This is a genomic window from Frankia sp. AgB32, from assembly GCF_023243045.1.
Lineage (GTDB): Bacteria > Actinomycetota > Actinomycetes > Frankiales > Frankiaceae > Frankia.
Genome location: NZ_JALKFX010000148.1, coordinates 1 through 2,355, shown reverse-complemented (window position 1 = coordinate 2,355; position 2,355 = coordinate 1). Strand labels below are relative to the sequence as shown.

General features: G+C 68.9%; 1 protein-coding gene. It reads left to right on the top strand.

The genetic code is table 11. The annotated features are described in order from the left end of the window. A partial coding sequence (locus MXD60_RS26130) for a non-ribosomal peptide synthetase (protein WP_248822356.1) occupies positions 1-2,355 on the top strand: 2,355 nt, incomplete at both ends.

Below are 2,355 nucleotides of genomic sequence, written 5' to 3'. Positions count from 1 at the left end.
GCCTTTCGAACGGCTGGTCGAGGTACTCGCGCCGGCCCGGTCGCTGGCCCGGCACCCGCTGTTCCAGGTGATGCTGGCCGTGCAGAACACTGCGGAGGCGAGCCTCGATCTGCCTGGGATCGAGCTACGGGCCGAGCGGGTCACGGCGAGCACGGCCAAGTTCGACCTGTCCTTCGGGCTGGCGGAGCGGTTCGACGCGGCCGGCGCCCCTGCGGGCATCGACGGCGTCCTTGAGTACAGCGCCGATCTTTTCGACGAGGTCGGCGCGGAGCTCCTGCTCGCGTGGTTCCGGCGGGTCGCCGAGGCGGTGGTCGCTGGACCGGACGCGCCTCTGCGGGCCCTCGATCCGCTGGCGGAGACCGAGCGGCGCACGATCCTGGAGGAATGGGCCGGAACCCGCGCCAAGCCGGCCGCGACGATGTTGCATGCCCTGGTCGAAGCTCAGGCCGTTCGGACTCCGGACGCGCAGGCGGTCGTGTTCGAGGACGACGCGATCACCTATGCCGGGCTGAACGAGCGCGCCAACCGGCTCGCCCGGGTGCTGGTCGATCGGGGCGCGGGCCCGGAGCGGGTGGTGGCTGTCGCCGTGCCGCGTTCGATCGACATGATCGTTGCGATGCTGGCCGTGCTCAAGTCCGGCGCGGCCTACCTGCCGTTGGACAGCGAGCACTCAGTGCGCCGGGCGGAGATCATGATCCGCGATACCGCGGCACTGTGCCTGCTGACGGTGACGGGTGTCACCGAAAGCTGGCCGGCGTCCGCGCTGGGGTCGGCGCCGCTCGTTGTGCTCGATGATCCCACCCAGGCCGCGCGCATCGCCGGGAAGGCGGGAACGGACCTGGCCGACGACGAGCGCCGCGAACCATCTGATCCGGCCCAGGCGGCCTACATCATCTACACGTCGGGTTCGACTGGAGGTCCCAAGGGCGTCGCGATCGAGCACCATTCGATCGCGTCCATCGTGGCCGCGTCGGTCCGGGCGTTCGGACTGCACGAGGGGCGCCGGGTACTTCAGCACGCATCCGCCGCCTTCGACAACTCGGTCTGGGAGATCTTCATGGCCCTGACCTCCGGCGGCACACTCTGCATGGCGCCTGCCACTGTCATGGCCTCGGGCGACGCCCTGACCGCGCTGCTGGCTCGCCATGAGATCGACTTTGCCGTCATCGTCCCGTCGGTCGTGGCTCTGCTCGAACCCGGGCGTGTGCCCTCGCTACGCACTCTGCTGGTCGGCGGGGAGGCTTTGCCTCCGGAGCTGGCCGCGCGCTGGGGCCGGGTGTGCGAGCTGTTCAACACCTACGGGCCCACGGAGGCCTCGATTCACTGCACGTTCTCCCTGCAGACGCCGAACCCGCGGGGAACGGTCCCCATCGGATGCCCCAACGACGGGGTCGTCGTGCATGTGCTGGATAACTGGTTGCGGCTGGTTCCGCCGGGTGTGGCGGGTGAGTTGTATGTGGGTGGTGTAGGGGTGGGGCGAGGGTATGTGGGTCGTGCCGGGCTGAGCGCGGGTCGTTTCGTGGCTGATCCGTTCGGGTCGGGCGGACGGGTGTATCGGACGGGGGATCTGGTCCGGTGGACATCGGGTGGGGTGCTGGAGTTCATCGGCCGCACCGATGACCAGGTGAAGGTGCGGGGTTTCCGAATCGAGCCGGGCGAGGTGGAGTCGGGCCTGCTCGCCTTGCCTGGAGTTGAGCGAGCGGTGGTGGTCGCGCACGACGATCGCCTGGTGGCCTATGTGGTCGGTTCGGCACTGGCGAGCGAGCGGCTACGGCAGTCGTTGGCCGAGCGCGTCCCTGACTACCTGGTGCCATCTGTGGTGGTGGTGCTGGACGAGCTGCCGCTGACGGTGAACGGAAAGGTCGATCGTTCCGCACTGCCCGCGCCTCAGATCCCCAGTGGTCGCGGGGGGGATGCGCGCAATCCGAAGGAGGAGATTCTCTGCGGGCTGTTCGCCGAGATCCTTGATGTTCCCGCGGTGGGCGTCGACGACAACTTCTTCGCCCTCGGCGGTCATTCGTTGCTGGCCACGCGACTGGTGAGCAGGATGCGCCGGGCTCTCGACACCGACGTGGATCTGCGGTCGATCTTCGAGATGCCGACGGTGGCGGGGCTGGCGCGGGTGTTGGTGTCCGGCGGGGAGACACGGCCCGCGCTGGTGGCGAGGGTGCGCCCCGAGGTGCTGCCGCTCTCGTTCGCGCAACAGCGGCTGTGGCTTCTCGACCAGCTGGGGAACGCCGGGTGGTTGTACAACGTGCCGTTGGTGGCACGGCTGGAAGGCGATCTTGATCGGGTTGCGTTGCGGGCGGCGTTGCGGGATGTGGTGGTTCGGCACGAGAGTCTGCGGACGGTGTT